12 protein-coding genes are annotated in these 15,255 nt (G+C 44.5%); 5 read left to right on the top strand and 7 right to left on the bottom strand.

Going from position 1 to position 15,255, the window contains the following annotated elements:
* Nucleotides 1-32: 32 nt before the first annotated feature.
* Nucleotides 33-587: a GNAT family N-acetyltransferase gene (locus tag ACO0KW_RS02110; RefSeq protein WP_423050162.1), complete on the bottom strand. Its 555-nt coding sequence runs from the start codon at nt 585-587 to the stop codon at nt 33-35.
* A 440-nt stretch (nt 588-1,027) separates the two neighbouring features.
* Nucleotides 1,028-3,613 (bottom strand): ATP-dependent chaperone ClpB, encoded by a 2,586-nt coding sequence (gene clpB / locus ACO0KW_RS02105; RefSeq protein WP_423050160.1) that lies wholly within the window; start codon nt 3,611-3,613, stop codon nt 1,028-1,030.
* Between the two features lie 115 nt (nt 3,614-3,728).
* On the opposite strand from clpB, the gene ACO0KW_RS02100 reads away from it, so the two are divergent.
* Nucleotides 3,729-4,274, top strand: a complete 546-nt coding sequence (locus tag ACO0KW_RS02100) for a hypothetical protein (protein ID WP_423050158.1) — start codon at nt 3,729-3,731, stop codon at nt 4,272-4,274.
* Between the two features lie 98 nt (nt 4,275-4,372).
* Here ACO0KW_RS02100 and ACO0KW_RS02095 read toward each other — a convergent pair whose 3' ends face one another.
* The 4 genes from ACO0KW_RS02095 to clpS form a co-directional block, all read right to left on the bottom strand.
* Nucleotides 4,373-6,778 (bottom strand): prolyl oligopeptidase family serine peptidase, encoded by a 2,406-nt coding sequence (locus tag ACO0KW_RS02095; protein ID WP_423050156.1) that lies wholly within the window; start codon nt 6,776-6,778, stop codon nt 4,373-4,375.
* A 96-nt stretch (nt 6,779-6,874) separates the two neighbouring features.
* On the bottom strand, nt 6,875-8,137 hold the full coding sequence (locus ACO0KW_RS02090) for a dicarboxylate/amino acid:cation symporter (RefSeq protein ID WP_423050154.1): 1,263 nt from the start codon (nt 8,135-8,137) through the stop codon (nt 6,875-6,877).
* Between the two features lie 339 nt (nt 8,138-8,476).
* Complete coding sequence (clpA, locus tag ACO0KW_RS02085) at nt 8,477-10,777, bottom strand: ATP-dependent Clp protease ATP-binding subunit ClpA (RefSeq protein WP_423050152.1); 2,301 nt, start codon at nt 10,775-10,777, stop codon at nt 8,477-8,479.
* On the bottom strand, nt 10,774-11,082 hold the full coding sequence (clpS, locus tag ACO0KW_RS02080) for an ATP-dependent Clp protease adapter ClpS (RefSeq protein ID WP_186943743.1): 309 nt from the start codon (nt 11,080-11,082) through the stop codon (nt 10,774-10,776). Before clpS ends, clpA begins: the two co-directional genes overlap by 4 nt.
* Nucleotides 11,083-11,534: 452 nt before the next feature.
* Here clpS and cspE point away from each other — a divergent pair, with 452 nt between their 5' ends.
* Nucleotides 11,535-11,738: a transcription antiterminator/RNA stability regulator CspE gene (gene cspE / locus ACO0KW_RS02075; RefSeq protein WP_126129050.1), complete on the top strand. Its 204-nt coding sequence runs from the start codon at nt 11,535-11,537 to the stop codon at nt 11,736-11,738.
* Nucleotides 11,739-11,823: 85 nt separating this feature from the next.
* Complete coding sequence (locus ACO0KW_RS02070) at nt 11,824-12,240, top strand: hypothetical protein (RefSeq protein ID WP_423050150.1); 417 nt, start codon at nt 11,824-11,826, stop codon at nt 12,238-12,240.
* 294 nt (nt 12,241-12,534) lie between these two features.
* On the opposite strand, the gene icd is transcribed toward ACO0KW_RS02070, so the two are convergent.
* Nucleotides 12,535-13,788, bottom strand: a complete 1,254-nt coding sequence (gene icd / locus ACO0KW_RS02065; RefSeq protein WP_423050148.1) for an NADP-dependent isocitrate dehydrogenase — start codon at nt 13,786-13,788, stop codon at nt 12,535-12,537.
* A gap of 277 nt (nt 13,789-14,065) precedes the next feature.
* Here icd and ACO0KW_RS02060 point away from each other — a divergent pair, with 277 nt between their 5' ends.
* Both ACO0KW_RS02060 and ACO0KW_RS02055 read left to right on the top strand, forming a co-directional pair.
* Nucleotides 14,066-14,611, top strand: coding sequence for a pseudouridine synthase (locus ACO0KW_RS02060; RefSeq protein WP_423050146.1), 546 nt, complete (start codon nt 14,066-14,068; stop codon nt 14,609-14,611).
* An 82-nt stretch (nt 14,612-14,693) separates the two neighbouring features.
* Nucleotides 14,694-15,158, top strand: coding sequence for a DUF192 domain-containing protein (locus ACO0KW_RS02055; RefSeq protein ID WP_423050144.1), 465 nt, complete (start codon nt 14,694-14,696; stop codon nt 15,156-15,158).
* The last annotated feature ends 97 nt before the right edge of the window (nt 15,159-15,255 follow it).

Here is a 15,255-nt window from a genome sequence, read left to right as displayed (position 1 = left end):
CAGATCCGGCTTTTTGATCTTTCGCTATTTAATTACGCGATATCCAAACGCATACGCTCAAACCGTATCGTCACACCATCAGGCAAAGTATCTGAAACATCTTCCACCTTTTCAAAGCCCAAGACCTTATAAAACGGCACGCCTGGCAGCGTTGCCATCAGTTCCAAACGGGTAAAACCTTGCACTAATGCCGCTTGTTTGCACGCCTCAAATACGGCTCTGCCTACACCGCGCCGTGCTGCTTTTGGTGAAATGAAAAAAGCCCTGATTCTAGCGGGATCTAAGGTCGGATCGAGAAATTCATCGGCACCCATTGGTCTTTGGTCACCACCGTATAAAGTACGACGGCGACTCCAGCCGCCACAACCGGCTAATTCGCCATCTAAAGTTGCGGTGAAATAGCTGCCATCATTGACGAGCGCAGTGTCGACACCGAAGACATATTTGATTGCAGATTCTGCTTCTTGTTCAGTATAAAAACCACGGCTCAAGACGCGTGCTGATTCTATGATCATTTGATTGAGTTGCGGGATTTCTTCCAGCGTGCTTGGTCGGACAAATAATTGTGGGTTTGTTTTAGATGTCATGAAAACCTCTTATGAATGTATTGCTGAGCCCGCGACTCTTTCGTACACGGATGAAAAACCAAGTGCAATTCAGCGTAAGGCGGATGCAACCCGCGCTGCATGTAGATCGAGTTGGCGCGCTTCACGTTTTGGCGGTGCGGGTTGCACCCGCCCTACGTTTAACTAAAAAAACCAACGACACTAAATAGGTATTTCGCCAAGCTGAATCACCCTCATCCCTACCTTCTCCCGCAAGCGGGTGAACGCGTTCTATCCGAACTTCGACTTGTCTAGATGCCCATGCATTGAAGGGAGAAGGAGCAAATACTTTTGGAGCAAAATCGCTCTTCGCTCCATCCTCAACAACAGAATATACACAAAAACGCGCTAAAAACAAAACCGCAGAATTACTTCTGCGGTTCGTGCATTCCCACTAAATTTACGACTAAGTTTTGACTCTTCTATTTGAACACTAAAACGCCATCGACCACATCCACCACAATCACATCCTTAGGTCCAAATTTACCTTGCAACATCAGCTTAGACAAAGGATTTTCTATCTCTTGTTGAATCGCGCGTTTCAAAGGACGGGCACCATACACAGGATCGAAACCGGCTTCTGCGATTTTTAATAAAGCAGCATCAGTCACTTGCAACTCCATATCCATTTGTACAAGGCGTTTGTTCAAAGTTTCTAACTGTATCTTGGCAATTGCACCTATGTTTTTTGCATCGAGCGCATGGAAGACGACGATCTCATCAATTCGGTTAATAAATTCAGGACGGAAATGCGATTTCACTTCACCCATCACCGCCATTTTAATCACGCTAGGATCACTGCCTTCCATCGCTTGAATCTGGTGCGAGCCAAGATTCGAGGTCATAACGATGACGGTGTTTTTAAAGTCCACTGTACGTCCTTGACCGTCAGTCATACGACCATCATCCAAGACTTGCAATAAGACGTTAAACACATCGTGATGCGCCTTTTCGACCTCGTCGAGCAAAATCACGCTATACGGTTTGCGGCGTACAGCTTCGGTCAGATAACCGCCCTCTTCGTAGCCAACATAACCTGGTGGCGCACCAATCAATCGTGCGACTGAATGCTTCTCCATAAACTCGCTCATGTCGATACGAATCAATGACTCTTCCGTATCGAACATGAAATTCGCCAATGCTTTACACAATTCAGTTTTACCAACGCCGGTTGGTCCCAAAAACAGGAACGAACCATACGGACGTCCTGGATCTCCGAGTCCAGCCCGTGAACGTCGAATCGCATCAGATACAGCCGTAATCGCTTCATGTTGACCGACCACGCGTTTATGTAATGCGTCCTCCATCGCCAAAAGTTTTTCGCGCTCTCCTTGCATCATACGAGAAACAGGAATGCCGGTTGCACGAGAGACGATTTCGGCAATTTCTTCAGCACCAACCTGTGTGCGCAACAATCTTGGTTTACCACCTGTTTCGGCATTTTTCGCAGCTTGCAAATCGGCGGATTTCAATTGCGCTTCTAGTTCTGGCATACGGCCATACTGGAGTTCTGACATCGCTTGCCAATCGCCTTTGCGCTTAGCATCTTCCATTTGCAGACGAACTTTTTCTATCTCTTCTTTGATGTGGGTGCTGCCTTGAACCATCGCTTTTTCAGCTTTCCACACTTCTTCCAAATCGGCATATTCACGCGAGAGTTTTTTGATCTCTTCTTCGATTAAGACCAGACGCTTCTTAGAGCTCTCATCTTTTTCACGTTTAACCGCTTCCTTCTCAATTTTCAATTGAATCAGGCGACGATCCAGCTTGTCCATGACCTCTGGTTTAGAATCAATCTCTATCTTGATTTTTGCCGCCGCTTCATCGATCAAATCGATCGCTTTATCTGGTAAAAAGCGATCGGTAATATAACGATGCGATAATTCAGCCGCCGCGACGATCGCCGGATCAGTGATGTCAACGCCATGATGAACTTCATACTTTTCTTGCAAACCACGCAAGATAGCAATCGTCGCTTCGACGCTAGGTTCATCAACGATAATTTTTTGGAAGCGGCGTTCAAGCGCTGCATCTTTTTCTATGTACTTGCGATATTCATCCAAGGTGGTCGCGCCGACACAATGCAATTCACCGCGCGCCAAAGCAGGCTTGAGCATATTACCCGCATCCATTGCACCTTCAGCTTTACCTGCGCCGACCATGGTGTGCAGCTCGTCAATGAAGACGATGGTTTGACCTTCGTCCATCGCAATTTCTTTGAGCACAGCTTTCAAACGCTCTTCAAATTCACCACGGAATTTTGCCCCAGCTAGCAAGGCCGCCATATCGAGGGAGAGTACGCGTTTTGATTTCAGACTATCTGGTACTTCACCATTCACAATTCGTTGTGCCAGACCTTCGACAATCGCGGTTTTACCAACACCTGGTTCACCAATTAAAACCGGATTGTTTTTACTGCGACGTTGCAGAACTTGAATAGCACGACGGATCTCATCATCACGCCCAATCACGGGATCAAGCTTACCGAGACGTGCACGTTCAGTTAAATCCATCGTATATTTCTTTAATGCCTCGCGCTGACCTTCTGCTTCAGGCGAATCTACATTCGCGCCACCACGTACGCCCTTTATTGCTGCTTCCAATGCGCTGCGCGTCAAACCATTTTCGCGCGCTAATTTTCCCGCCTCCGATTTATCATCCACCAGGGCTAATAAGATCATTTCGCTGGCAAGAAATTGATCTCCGCGCTTTTGTGACTCTTTGTCAGCGAGATTCAGTAAGCCCATTAGTTCGCGCCCGATTTGAACCTGACCATCACTTCCAGTTACTTTGGCGATGCGCTCGAGTGCACTCTTTGCGCCGTTCAATAAACCATTAATATTGACACCCGCACGTTGCAAAAGGGAACGTGCTCCACCATCTTCCTGATTAATTAACGCAAGTAAGAGATGCACAGGTTCTATATATTGGTTATCATTACCTACTGCCTGACTCTGCGCATCAGCCAATGCTTCTTGCAATTTCGTGGTCAATTTATCCAAACGCATAATGCCTCCTAAGACGGATTCAATGATTAATTAACTGTTAGATTAGGCGCTAAAATCAGTTTTCAAGAACCAAACATCGAAAATCTCTCCACGCTTTGCGTTACATCAATAATTTATGCAATTAGAACAACTTAATTTAACTTACCTCGTCAACGAAGATCGAATTTTGCTCAGAATTGGTTTTTCCGTAAAGGATGCCGAGCAAGAAAAACAAGAAATCCAGTTGTTTATTACTCGCCGTATGTTGCAAAGACTATGGCCGACCCTGATGGAGGCAATCGCTTCACATATGCGCTTGAATCGACCAGAGACAGCTTTTGCTAGCGATGAGCTGGTGAACCTTGAACATAAACAAGCGGTCGACTCAATCAAAGAAAGTGGCAACTTCAATCGCGCCTATGAAGCTGAAAATCGTAAGCCTTTAAATGGGGAACGACCGCTATTATTGGAAACAATCAAATTTCATCTTCAACCCAATGCACCGCTGTGGATACAATTCATCACACAACAAAATGGCACGGTAGATTTGAAATTAGAGACTTCATTAATCCACGGTTTTTGCAAATTATTAATTGATGCAGAGAAGGCCTCAGGTTGGGACTTACAGCTGACCTTGCCTAGAGTTGAAGAAATGAGCGTCCCTGCGCATTTATTGAATTGAACATTGGTAGAAAACTGAAAAACAATAAAGGCAGAGAATTCTCTGCCTTTATTATTTTTAGGATGTCAGATTAAGAAATTTGCACTCGCAAATCTGAATTACTGCCGTCCTTTGACTTCTCTTTCCATTAACTTGTAAATCCGGCGATATTCATCTAGCCAGCTTTCTGGCTCGCGGAAACCATGTGATTCGATTGGGTACACTGCTAATTCAAAATTCGGATTTTTCAATTCGATTAATTTTTGTACCATGCGTACGCTATCTTGGAAGAATACATTGTCATCCAAAATACCTGAACAGATTAATAAAGGGCGTTTTAATCCGACCGCGAATTCTATCGGAGAGCTGCGGGCGTAAGCATCTGGATCAACATCTGGCGTGTTCAAAATATTCGACGTATAACCATGATTGTAATGCGCCCAATCTGAAACTGGACGCAAGGCGGCGCCAGCGGCAAACTTATCCGATTTAAACATCGCCATAAACGTCATAAATCCACCATACGACCCACCATAAATACCTATACGTTGACGATCTACATTCGCATTATCGACTAGCCAATCGATACCATCCTCGTAATCTTCCAACTCCGGCGTTCCCATGCGTTGATAGATTGCAGTGCGCCAGTCACGTCCATAGCCGGCTGAGGCACGGTAATCCATATCGATTACCACATAGCCTTGTTGCACCAAGAGATTATGAAACATCATTTCGCGAAAATAATTCGACCAGCCATGATGCGCCGCCTGCAAATAGCCTGCGCCATGGACAAACAAGACCGCCGGCTTACGCTCGCCAATCTGAGTCTTACTGTCGCGATAGACCCTGGAATAAATCGGTGCAGCGCCATGCTTGGAAGGTACGGCAATGATTTCTGGTTTAATCCAATTAATTTGTGAGAATTCTTTGGATGCGGAGTCGGTCAACCGAATTACTTTTGCACCCGGCGTTGCCGCCTGTACAAATAAATCAGGCTGTCGAGTCGTGGTGGAATGGGTTAACAATAGCTTGTCTTCGTTGGGCGACAATTCAAAATCCATCCCGCCGTTCATATCGGTCAAAATTTCATCGCGCTGCCCGTCAGCCGCGACGCGATACACCTCGTGTATACCCGGATGTTTTTTATTGGCTCGGTAATAGAACCATTTACCATCCCGAGTTAATTGCACACTATTGACTTCAAACTTGCCACTGGTTAAAGCGCGCGTTTGTGCATCGCGCTGCACATAGAGTTGGCTATAGCCGCTTTCTTCAGACAAATACCACAAGGCCTTGCCGTCGGGGCTCCAACCAAACTCATTGAAGCTACCGTCATTCACCCACGCCTGATCGGTTAAACGGTGTGCTAACTGCCAATTGTTTTTTTCTGCTTGATGCAAATCTAACTTCAATATCCAGCGATCTTTATTATCAGCACTCAATAAACTAAGCGCCAACTGTTGCCCACTCTGACTCCACCGCACACCACGAAAATTCACATACACTGCACGCGGTGTTGCCGCTTTAGGTGCGGCCTTACCCAAGCGTTTTGCAGCATCCATTTTTAATGCTAATAAGGGATCTTCGTTAATTCCGGCTAATTTATCGAGATTTAACTGATGGGCTTTACCAGTACCGACTTCAATAACATACAGTTGTTCACTGCTTTCCGCCGCGGTGCCAACTTTACTCCGAACATCTTCAATTTTGACATAACCATCACTGCTGACATAATGCGGCATTTTGTCGCCGCGACCATCTTTACGCGGTAATGCCGTACTCACAAAAACGAATTTTCCGTCAGGCGAAACACTAAAACTGCGAAATTCACGCCCCTTGCCCAAAAACACGGGCAGTGGCGCACTCGCGGCTTGACTGCTTAATTCTCTTTGTAATTTTTCCGCTTCTTTTTTATCGGTTTCACGTTTTTTTATAATGTCGAACAAGCGTGTTTGCTGCGCGGTTAAATAATCTGGGCTCTCTTTTTTAGCGAGCGGGTCATCGTCATTCTTGATATTCACTAACAAGGTTTGCTCGCCATTTCGCAGGTTTAGCAAACTCACTTTCCCATCATTGCGCAAAGCAATTTGCTCATTGCCGACAAAGCCGAGTAAGCCACTCAATTCGCCGGTACGCGTGAATTGCTGACGCTTGCCATCTTTGATCACAAACAAATTTCCATTACGCAGCCACACGGTGTAATTTCGATCAGCGCTGACAAATCTCTGCTCGCTATCTGCGACCACGACGTCAGCAGCACTGAGTTTCTCTGCATTTCCACCCGTCGCTGGTATCTTGTACAGATCACGAGTTTCAGATCCCACGGCTTTGCGTTGAAAATAAACGCTCTTACCATCTTGGCCAAAATAGGCACGTTCTGGCGCGATACCCATCCAGTCGGTATGCGCCATGATCTGTTCCATGCTCAACTTATCGTCTATTTGAGCCTGCGCTAATGGCATGAAACCTGTAGAAAATGCACCTGCAGCCAGCCATAGCAGGACACCATGCTTGTTCGTTCTCATTGTTGTTTCCCTCATCGGGTAAGATGGTCAATAAAAAAACGCTGAATCTTTGCAGAGTTCAGCGCTTCTTGGACAAGACTAATGTGGAAAAATTCCTTATTCTGGCAATTTTTGCTGCGCAATGTCTCCCTCAACATGCTCGCCTAATTCACCTTCCCACTTAGCCACTACGGCGGTTGCCAAACCATTACCAATCACGTTGGTCGCCGAACGAGCCATATCGAGGAAATGATCAACTCCCAATAGCATTAACAAACCTGCTTCGGGGATATTGAACTGTGCTAGCGTTGCAGCAATGACTACGAGTGAAGCGCGTGGCACACCAGCCATCCCTTTTGAAGTCAGCATCAAAATCAACATCATGGTGATTTGCGTACCTAAAGACAATTCTATTCCGTAAGCCTGTGCGATAAACACTGTCGCAAAAGTGCAATACATCATAGAACCATCAAGATTGAATGAGTAACCCAGAGGCAGCACAAAGGATGCGATCCGGTTTTTCACACCAAAGCGCTCTAAACCTTCCAAGGTCTTAGGAAACGCTGCTTCTGAAGAGGCCGTTGAAAACGCCAATAAGGTTGGCATCCGCAATTCACGCAACAGACCAAGCACTCTGTTTTTCAGGAACAAATAACCAATAAAAATTAATACTAACCACAAGCACAAAATCGAGAAATAGAATTCGGCCATGAACACGCCATAGGTTCCCAATACCGCCAATCCACTTTTCGCGACCACGCCAGAGACCGCTGCGAACACCGCGAAAGGCGCGAAATTCATCACATAACCAGTCAACTTCAACATGATATGTGCCACACCATCGATCGCTTCGACCACGACCTTACTGCGCTCACCGACTGCAGCGGCGGCTGTACCAAAGAAAATTGAAAAGACCACGATTTGCAAAATTTCATTTTTAGCCATGCCGTCTACGATTGATGCTGGCACCAAATGTGTGATGAATTCTTTCATACTCAAGTTGGTGGTCGTAATTCCTGAAACCGCATCCGCCGCAGGCAACATCGCATGCATCGCGTCGCCAGGACGGAAGAAATTGACCATGATTAGACCCAGCGTCAAAGAAATCAGAGACGCAATAATGAACCATGCCAATGCTTTGCCGCCAACTCGCCCCACTTCATTGACGTCACCCATCTTGGCAATACCAACGACCAAAGTAGAAAATACCAACGGCGCAATAATCATCTTAATCAAGCGCAAAAACATCGTCGTAATCAACGACATCGTGTCAGCAAAATCACCTGGCTTTGCCAAATTCGCGTTAACGAAATAGCCGACAACTATGCCCAGCAAAAGTCCGAGAATGATGTAAGTCGTCAGATTGAGGCGTTTTTTCATGTTGTTTGCGTCCTTATTAGTATAGAAAGCACCGGGCTTTAATTCTTATCAATTCTCATTAGTTCTTTTCAATTCGGATCAATACTGCCAATCGCTCTATGATGCACAAAGAAAAATGGTGGCTCAGTATACTGGAGGATGTTAACACAGACCACTTTTATTCAAATCACACGTAAGAAAATTTTCATTTTTGCGCATCGAATATCTGCATTTGCAAAATCTCCGTAGCAACAGTCGCTACGGTTTGAATTTTTGAAAACGATAAAACATCATCGATTTGGACAAAAAAAACCCGGATGTCAAATCCGGGCTTTCAATCATAAAGAAAAATAGAGGCTACTATTCCACTTCCACTACTTCTTGCGAAGCCACAGGCGGTGGTGCATCCCCTTCCGAGAACTCCAGCTTGATCTGATCTTTTTCGTCTAAATCGACTCCCACGCGTCCGCCGCTTACTAATCGACCAAACAAGAGTTCGTCAGCCAAGGCTTTTCGAATCATGTCTTGAATTAAACGCGCCATCGGACGGGCGCCCATCAATGGATCAAAGCCTTTCTTCGCCAAGAACTTACGTAAATGATCGCTGAAAGTTGCTTCCACTTTTTTCTCATGCAATTGCTCTTCCAATTGCATTAAGAATTTATCGACGACACGCAAAATAATTTCTTCATCGAGTGAACGGAAACTAATAATTGAATCCAGACGATTACGGAACTCAGGCGTGAACATACGCTTAATGTCCACCATTTCATCGCCAGCCTGCTTGCTATTACTAAAGCCGATAGATGCTTTCTGCAAACTCTCGGCACCCGCATTGGTCGTCATGATGATAATCACATTACGGAAATCCGCTTTGCGCCCGTTATTATCTGTCAGCGTGCCATGATCCATCACTTGCAATAAAATATTGAACACATCTGGATGTGCTTTTTCTATTTCATCCAGCAACAAAACGGCATGTGGCTTCTTCGTGATCGCCTCTGTCAACAAACCACCCTGATCAAATCCGACATAACCCGGTGGTGCACCGATCAAGCGGCTAACTGCATGACGTTCCATATACTCTGACATATCGAAACGAATCAGCTCTATACCTAAAGTAAAAGCAAGCTGTTTTGCCACTTCGGTTTTACCCACACCTGTTGGCCCTGAGAATAAGAAAGAACCGATCGGCTTGTCGGTTTTTCCTAAGCCAGCACGTGACATCTTAATTGCGGATGCCAAAGCTTCAATCGCTGGATCTTGACCGAACACCACATTTTTCAAATCACGATCAATCGTCTGCAGTTTACTGCGGTCATCCTGATTGACGGTTTGTGGTGGAATACGAGCGATCTTAGAAATAATATCTTCGATGTCCGCCTTACCTATGGTTTTCTTCTGCTTGGACTTCGGCAAAATTCTTTGCGCAGCACCAGCTTCGTCAATCACATCAATTGCTTTATCCGGCAAATGCCTATCATTGAGAAAACGCGCAGATAATTCAGCTGCAGTCGTCAATGCTGCTGCAGAATATTTCACGTTATGATGCTCTTCAAATTTTGATTTCAAGCCTCGCAAAATCTGGACGGTTTGTTCTACCGTCGGTTCGTTCACATCCACTTTTTGAAAGCGACGTGCAAGTGCGTGATCTTTTTCGAACACGCCACGATATTCGGTGTAAGTTGTCGCGCCTATGCATTTCAACTGACCGTTCGATAAGGCTGGCTTCAACAAATTCGAAGCATCCATAGTACCACCTGAGGCCGAACCTGCGCCGATGATCGTGTGAATTTCATCAATAAACAAGATCGCATCCGGCGCTTCTTTCAATTGTTTTAACACGCCCTTCAAACGCAATTCAAAATCACCGCGGTACTTGGTACCTGCGAGCAAAGCGCCCATATCGAGCGAATACACAACCGCTTGACTCAAAATATCCGGCACATCATTTTGTGTAATACGCCATGCCAATCCTTCTGCAATCGCAGTCTTACCGACTCCAGCCTCACCAACCAACAAAGGGTTGTTCTTGCGACGACGACACAAAATTTGAATCACACGTTCGACTTCGCTGTCACGTCCGATCAAAGGATCGATCTTGCCCTCTGCAGCCGCTTTATTGAGGTTTTGGGTGAATTGTTCGAGTGGATTTTCTTTAGCCTGTGCATCACCTTGAGCATCTTCTGCACCTTCCGGTGATTTCTGCGGTTCGTTGTGATTATCTTTACGCACGCCGTGAGAAATAAAATTCACAACATCCAGACGTGTCACGCCTTGCTGATGCAGGTAGTACACGGCGTGCGAATCTTTCTCACCGAAAATCGCGACCAGCACATTTGCACCAGTCACTTCTTTCTTACCGTTGGATGCGGATTGCACGTGCATAATCGCACGTTGAATCACGCGCTGAAAACCCAGAGTCGGTTGCGTATCAACTTCGCCTGTACCTTGCACGGTAGGCGTATTATCAGCGATAAAATTTGATAAAGTTTTACGCAAGTCTTCAATATTCACGGCGCACGCACGCATCACTTCTGCCGCGGATGGATTATCCAGCAGCGCGAGTAATAAATGCTCGACCGTAATAAACTCGTAACGAGCTTGCCGTGCCTCCACAAAGGCCATGTGCAAACTGACTTCTAATTCTTGCGCAATCATACTTCCTCCATCACACATTGCAGCGGATGACCCGCGTGCTTAGCGTGTGTTAAAACCAGCTCAACCTTTGTCAACGCGACATCTTTCGTGTATACACCGCAAACGCCACGCCCTTCGACATGTACTTTCAACATAATTTGCATTGCGGTTTCTCTATCCTTATTAAAGTGCTCTTGAATCACTGCCACCACAAATTCCATTGGTGTGTAATCATCATTTAACAGCACGACCTGATACATCGATGGCGGTTTTAGTTTCTGCGCCTGCTTCTCGAGTACCGTATTATTTTCATGCTTTATTCCCATACGTCTATTCTAGTACCTTGATGATAGTCGAAGTCAAACATTAGAAAAATAAAAGTGCTTCTGTTCATTGTAAGGTGCCGAGCAAATTTCTGCAGAGACTTGCAAAAATTTAACAATTAAACGATGCGTCATTACAAAACGACTCGAACTCCCCCTCACTGTCTTCACGCCAAGTAATAGCGATCTTATGATTGAGTACATAGATGGAGATCATTCGACTCAGATCAAGAGCAACACTTTTCACGTAAAAAAACAACAATACTACTAGGACAAGCTAATTTTCTTGACTTTACTTTTTTTTCCGCCAAGAATGATATTTATTGATATGTAACTTCAGTTCTGTTCTTCAGTTCTTTGTATCAATATGAAGTGGGCAGGTTAAGAAAGGTAGCTTTATAGAGTTTTCTTGCTTTTTCGGCTCGTGTGATTAGTTTATATTTGAAAGATGTATTATGGCAACAGGTACCGTAAAGTGGTTCAATGATTCCAAGGGCTTTGGTTTTATCACTCCTGATGATGGCGGTGAGGATTTGTTCGCCCACTTCTCCGCGATCCAAATGAATGGCTTCAAGACTTTGAAAGAAGGTCAAAAAGTACAATTCGAGGTAACACAGGGTCCAAAAGGCAAGCAAGCTTCTAACATCCAAAATCCTTAATCCGATTTTGCAATGTTTTTAAAAAACCCGCTGCGGCGGGTTTTTTTATGGGTACAAATCAATCTACTGTTAAGTTTGAAATCAAATGGAAATAATCATAATTTTTGGAATCGCAATAATTATATTTGCGTCTATTTCCTTTTTGGATCATCGCCGAATGCGATCTATCGCTTTAAATCGCAAGACCTCAACCATTTGCACTTATGCCAGATCGTTTGATTATCGCAATGTAGACACCAAGATAATGAGAGAGGTCTATAACCATATACAAGCATGGGTTGGTAAATATGAAGGTATAGGTTTCCCAGTTGAGGCCAGTGATAGTTTCAATGAAACATACAAAATGGACCCAGATGATCTTAGTGACATCTATTTCGAAATTACTGGAAAGCTTGGAATATGCACTGACGACCCTACGTCAAACCCATATTGGAATCAGGTAACTACAGTAAAAAACTTGGTCTTATTTTTAAATCGCCAACCGAAAATAAAAGCAACATAACAAATCGTTGCTACTTATTCATTTCGTGTGCCGGACAGTTTTTAGAAGGCATACAGAATGAAAACTGATATTCCCTCGCCAAAAGCTTCGCCTTGTTTCAAAGTGTAAAAAATGCAAAAAGCCGACACGTGGTCGGCTTTTTTTCATCGAATTTCAACATCGGTTTTAAGCTTCGGAAAATTCAATTATAGGGATGCAGATCTAGGCGCAAACCACAGAAATACAAAAGTATTGCGAGGATTTGCAACAACGAGCTGCTCCCTAGAATTGGATTTAACGACGCTTAAAATAAAATTACATATTTTCGATCATTACGTCTCCAAAACCAGAACAAGACACTTGTGTAGCGCCTTCCATCAAGCGGGCGAAGTCATATGTGACCTTCTTCGCAGTGATCGCACGTTCTGTCGCAGAGATCAACAGATCTGCCGCTTCCAACCAGCCCATGTGACGCAACATCATTTCTGCGGACAAGATCAAAGAACCTGGGTTCACATAATCTTTGCCTGCATATTTTGGCGCTGTACCGTGAGTGGCTTCAAACATCGCGATAGAATTCGACAAGTTCGCACCTGGAGCGATACCGATACCGCCCACCTGCGCAGCCAATGCATCAGAGATGTAATCGCCGTTCAAGTTCAATGTCGCGATCACGCTGTATTCTGCTGGACGCAACAAGATTTGCTGCAAGAACGCATCAGCGATGGAATCCTTAACGATAATGTCTTTACCTGTTCTTGGATTTTTAAATTTGCACCATGGACCGCCGTCGATCAATTCTGCGCCGAATTCTTTTTGTGCCAATGCATATGCCCAATCACGGAAGCCACCTTCGGTGTATTTCATGATGTTACCTTTGTGAACGATAGTCACAGATGGCTTGTCATTGTCGATCGCATATTGAATTGCTTTGCGTACCAAACGCTCAGTGCCTTCAATAGAAACTGGCTTGATGCCGATACCTGAAGTTTCTGGGAAACGGATTTTTTTCACGCCCATTTCGTCTTGTAAGAACTTGATCAGTTTTTTAACTTGATCAGAGCCTTGTGCGAATTCGATACCTGCATAGATATCCTCTGAGTTTTCACGGAAGATGACCATGTCAGTTTTTTCTGGTTCACGCACAGGAGATGGCACGCCTTTGAAATAACGTACTGGACGCAAGCAAACATACAAATCCAACTCTTGACGCAAAGCCACGTTCAAAGAACGAATGCCGCCGCCGACTGGTGTCGTCAATGGACCTTTAATAGATACAACGTAATCTTTCAACGCACCCAAAGTTTCTTCTGGCAACCAGACGTCTGGGCCATAGACTTTCGTTGATTTTTCACCAGCATAGATTTCCATCCAGCTGATTTTGCGCTTGCCTGCATAGGCTTTTGCTACCGCAGCATCCACCACTTTGATCATGACTGGGCTAATATCAACACCAGTACCATCACCCTCGATGTAAGGGATAATTGGATTTTCAGGAACATTCAATGAGAAGTCTGCATTGACGGTAATTTTTTGACCTTCTGCAGGTACTTTAATATGTTGATACATCGTTTTCTCCGTGGATACGTGCGATCAAGCGCTACACTAGCATTCTGTAAATTGTAGAATCGCGCTTTACTGTTAACATGTCTCGATGTCAGATACAAAATTCGCGCTATAACAACAACATTACAACATCGAACACGCAAACTCTTATATAAGACAGAAGACCACCATTTCGTATTATGCACTACTATTTTACTTGATGCCATAATTTTGCGACACTCGCGATTCCACTTTTCGAGCGCTTTTAGCGTGCATTTTTACCGTTTTACCAATTAGATCAATGAAACTTATCTTATTTAACAAACCATTCGACGTGATGTGTCAATTTTCATCACATCCGACTCGCGAAACTTTAGCAAACTACATCAAAACGCCGAATGTTTATCCGGCAGGTAGACTTGATGCCGATAGTGAAGGTTTAGTGTTGCTAACGGACGATGGAAAGTTACAGCATAAGATCAGTCACCCAAACTGGAAAGAAGCCAAAACTTATTTGGTTCAAGTTGAGGGTGACGCCACATCAGAACAAATAGCTCATTTAACACAGCCGCTTGATTTGGGCGATTTCACAACACTGCCCTGCAAGGCGATGAGAATCGCTGAGCCAGAATGGATCTGGCAACGTAATCCACCGATACGAGAACGAGCGAATATACCCACTAGCTGGCTTTGCATCATTTTATCTGAAGGGAAAAATCGCCAAGTTCGACGCATGACGGCCGCTGTTGGCTTACCGACTTTGCGCTTGATACGGAGTGGAATCGGCGAGTATAGCCTCGCAAGCCATCCATTATTACCAGGCGAATCTATGGAGATTGCTGGCTAGAGCATATTGATAATTAAATTGAACGAATTCCAACATGAATAGTCAGACAGCAAGCCATTTTTACCATAAGTCGAAATTATCTATGCTGAAGATCACTCACAAAAAAATGCTTGTATTGCTTTACTCAATAATTTGCTTTCATGCCGCCACATCCACAGCGGAAGAATCAAACCTAAAACGCCAACAATTTCAAATTGGAACACACAAACTAGATGCAGAATTGGCACTAACCTCGGAAGAACGTCAGCGCGGCTTGATGTTTCGAGAGTCACTAGCCGAGAATAAAGGCATGATGTTTCAATTCTCTCATGCCGACTACTACTGCATGTGGATGAAAAACACCCTGATTCCACTGTCGATTGCGTTTATCGATGAGCAAGGCAAAATCATCAATATTGAAGAAATGCAAGCGAATAACGAAAAAACCACCTGTGCAAAAAGCAAAGTACGCTACGCCCTAGAAATGAATACAGGCTGGTACAGCCAACGTCGGATCATGGCCGGAGAAAAAGTAGAAGGACTGCCATTGGCGGAGAATAAACAATAGGCAAAGATGCCCAAATTCTTGCGCATAAGAATAAAATCCAATGCAGCAGAAAAGACAAAAACCGCAATAAAAATTGCGGTTTTTTATGTCATAAATT

The organism is Undibacterium sp. Ji22W, from assembly GCF_049340305.1.
Taxonomy (GTDB): domain Bacteria; phylum Pseudomonadota; class Gammaproteobacteria; order Burkholderiales; family Burkholderiaceae_D; genus Undibacterium.
The sequence above is the reverse complement of the archived record's forward strand: the minus strand, read 5'-3'. Positions and strand labels throughout refer to the sequence as shown.

Excerpts from the sequence above, each read along its gene's own strand:
- clpA (WP_423050152.1), bottom strand. The coding sequence starts at position 10,777 with ATGATTGCGCAAGAATTAGAAGTCAGTTTGCACATGGCCTTTGTGGAG.
- clpB (WP_423050160.1), bottom strand. The coding sequence starts at position 3,613 with ATGCGTTTGGATAAATTGACCACGAAATTGCAAGAAGCATTGGCTGAT.
- ACO0KW_RS02100 (WP_423050158.1), top strand. The coding sequence starts at position 3,729 with ATGCAATTAGAACAACTTAATTTAACTTACCTCGTCAACGAAGATCGA.
- icd (WP_423050148.1), bottom strand. The coding sequence starts at position 13,788 with ATGTATCAACATATTAAAGTACCTGCAGAAGGTCAAAAAATTACCGTC.
- ACO0KW_RS02095 (WP_423050156.1), bottom strand. The coding sequence starts at position 6,778 with ATGAGAACGAACAAGCATGGTGTCCTGCTATGGCTGGCTGCAGGTGCA.
- ACO0KW_RS02055 (WP_423050144.1), top strand. The coding sequence starts at position 14,694 with ATGCTGAAGATCACTCACAAAAAAATGCTTGTATTGCTTTACTCAATA.
- ACO0KW_RS02060 (WP_423050146.1), top strand. The coding sequence starts at position 14,066 with ATGAAACTTATCTTATTTAACAAACCATTCGACGTGATGTGTCAATTT.
- cspE (WP_126129050.1), top strand. The coding sequence starts at position 11,535 with ATGGCAACAGGTACCGTAAAGTGGTTCAATGATTCCAAGGGCTTTGGT.
- ACO0KW_RS02090 (WP_423050154.1), bottom strand. The coding sequence starts at position 8,137 with ATGAAAAAACGCCTCAATCTGACGACTTACATCATTCTCGGACTTTTG.
- ACO0KW_RS02110 (WP_423050162.1), bottom strand. The coding sequence starts at position 587 with ATGACATCTAAAACAAACCCACAATTATTTGTCCGACCAAGCACGCTG.
- ACO0KW_RS02070 (WP_423050150.1), top strand. The coding sequence starts at position 11,824 with ATGGAAATAATCATAATTTTTGGAATCGCAATAATTATATTTGCGTCT.
- clpS (WP_186943743.1), bottom strand. The coding sequence starts at position 11,082 with ATGGGAATAAAGCATGAAAATAATACGGTACTCGAGAAGCAGGCGCAG.